We start from the raw sequence: 2,685 nt of genomic DNA, 5'->3' as shown, positions 1-2,685 counted from the left end.
ATCCTCAACAACCGCATCGTACCGTACGACAAGAAGTTCTAGGATCGGCGCGCTGACTTCCTGAAGCGAGCCTGCCAGTCGGGGCTCGCCTCAGGGAGGGTCGGGAAAGCGAGATGGATTTGCACTGCAACAGTAGCAGCTGATTATTACAACTGAATTGCAGGCTGCCTTCTTCGGCAAAGGAAGCAAAAGGGCGGGCAGCCTGCCAGCGGCAAAGAGCAGCGGGAACGTCGGATTTAAAGGCAGCGTTCCCGGATGGAATCTTCGGAGTGGAACTGGCTGGAGCAAAAGGGGAAAAGAGCCCTGAACCTGGGGCAACAGGGGACGAGCAGGGGAAGCGGGAAGGGATTCATGCAGTCATGTAGACCCTGGCCGAACCGCGAGGTTCCCTGGAACTTGCAGCAACAATTGACAGTTTAGTCGCGTAACATTTGAGGGAGGGTGCGATGAGCAGAACAGATGAAATACTGCAGGCGGCGAAGATGCCGCCCGAAGCGGTAAAGATGTCCAGGATGATAGACGTGATTTACTTCCCGATTCTATGCATTCTGTTGGTTGGAACCTACCACATGCACTTCATGCTGCTGGCAGGTGACTGGGACTTCTGGCTCGACTGGAAGGACCGGCAATGGTGGCCTGTGGTAACCCCGATTGTCGGGATCACCTACTGCGCTGCGATCATGTACTACCTGTGGGTGAACTACCGCCTGCCGTTTGGAGCCACGCTGTGCATCGTGTGCCTGCTGACGGGCGAATGGCTGACCCGCTTCTGGGGCTTCTACTGGTGGTCGCACTACCCCATGAACTTCGTATTCCCCTCCACCATGATTCCTGGCGCCCTGGTGATGGACACCGTGCTGCTTTTGACGCGCAACTGGATGATCACGGCCCTGGTTGGCGGCGGCGCCTTCGGCCTGCTGTTCTACCCTGGCAACTGGACCATCTTCGGCCCGACCCACCTGCCGCTGGTGGCAGAAGGCGTGCTGCTGTCGGTCGCCGACTACACGGGCTTTCTGTATGTCCGTACCGGCACCCCTGAGTACGTGCGTCTGATCGAACAAGGGTCGCTGCGGACCTTTGGCGGTCACACCACGGTAATTGCGTCCTTCTTCTCGGCGTTCGTCTCCATGCTCATGTTCACCGTCTGGTGGTACTTTGGCAAGGTTTACTGCACCGCCTTCTACTATGTCAAGGGCGCACGCGGGCGAGTGAGCATGATAAACGACGTGACGGCATTTGGCGAAGAAGGCTTTGCCGAGGGGATCAAATAATGAACGCAAGGAACCTTTTCAAGAAGAGCGTTGCAGGATTCTGCAGCATTGCTGCCCTGGGACTGGCGCTGACACTTGACATCCAGCCGGCGGCGGCCCATGGAGAGCGCTCGCAGGAACCGTTTTTGCGCATGCGGACCATCCAGTGGTATGACATGAAATGGGGTCCTGAGACCACGAAGGTCAACGACATCGCCACCATGACCGGCAAATTCCACCTGGCCGAAGACTGGCCGCGGGCGGTGGGCAAGCCTGGGCGCGCCTTCTTCAACGTAGGCAGCCCCAGCCCCGTGTTCGTGCGCCTGTCGACCAAGCTCAACGGCGAGCCCACCTACATCTCCGGGCCGATGGAGATCGGTCGCGACTACGCCTTTGAAGTCAAGCTCAAGGCGCGCATACCCGGGCGCCACCACATGCACGCCATGGTCAACATCAAGGATGCAGGCCCGATTGCAGGTCCTGCCGCCTGGATGAACATCTCGGGCAGCTGGGACGACTTCACCAACCCGGTGAAACTGCTTACGGGCGAGACCATCGACACGGAGACCTTCAACTTCAGCAACGGCATCTTCTGGCACATCCTGTGGCTGTCGCTTGGCGTCTTCTGGATCGGCTACTATGTGGCGCGGCCCATGTTCCTGCCAAGGAGCCGGGTGCTGCTGGCCTATGGAGATGAACTCCTGCTCGACCCCATGGACAGGAAAGTTGCCTGGGTAGTGCTGATCCTCACCTTCGGCATCGTCTGGGGCGGGTATCGCTACACCGAGAACAAGCACCCCTACACGGTGCCGATCCAGGCGGGCGAATCCAAGGTCGAGCCGCTGCCGGTGAAACCCAACCCGATCGCAATCAAGGTCACGCACGCCAACTACGACGTGCCGGGACGCGCCTTGCGGGTGACGATGAACGTGACCAACAGCGGGGACAAACCCTATCGCATCGGGGAATTCACCACTGCGGGCGTGCGCTTCATCAACAAGGTTGGCCTGAAGCACCTGGACCGCGGCTATCCGAAGGAACTCGTGGCCACCGGGCTGTCGTTTGACAACGAAACGCCGATCCAGCCTGGCGAGACGCGCGAAGTCAAGATGGAAGCGAAAGACGCGCTGTGGGAAGTGCAACGGCTGATGGCGCTCCTGGGTGACCCGGAAAGCCGCTTTGGCGGACTTCTCATGACCTGGAGCGATGATGGCGATCGCAACATCAACAGCATCGCAGGTGCGGTCATCCCGGTCTTCACCAAGCTCTAGGGTCAAACCCCGGGGCCGGCCCCTGCAGGGTCGACCCTGAATCGACCTTCAAGACAGCCCGGCTCCTGCCCGACAGGGCGGGAGCCGGGAAAAGACTGGAACATGGCAACACGCAAACACCGGTCCGCCACCGTTACAGACGGCAAGGTGGATCGGTGTTTTTT

2 protein-coding genes are annotated in these 2,685 nt (G+C 59.6%); both read left to right on the top strand.

All coding sequences use genetic code 11. The annotated features are described in order from the left end of the window. Positions 1-446 precede the first annotated feature (446 nt). Positions 447-1,271, top strand: a complete 825-nt coding sequence (locus tag Q0263_RS05770; RefSeq protein WP_298014228.1) for a methane monooxygenase/ammonia monooxygenase subunit A — start codon at positions 447-449, stop codon at positions 1,269-1,271. Continuing rightward, positions 1,271-2,521 (top strand): methane monooxygenase/ammonia monooxygenase subunit B, encoded by a 1,251-nt coding sequence (locus Q0263_RS05765; protein WP_298014226.1) that lies wholly within the window; start codon positions 1,271-1,273, stop codon positions 2,519-2,521. Before Q0263_RS05770 ends, Q0263_RS05765 begins: the two co-directional genes overlap by 1 nt. The last annotated feature ends 164 nt before the right edge of the window (positions 2,522-2,685 follow it).

The organism is uncultured Castellaniella sp. (genome assembly GCF_937988725.1).
Classification (GTDB): domain Bacteria; phylum Pseudomonadota; class Gammaproteobacteria; order Burkholderiales; family Burkholderiaceae_B; genus Castellaniella.
This window is presented reverse-complemented; position numbering and strand designations above follow the sequence as displayed.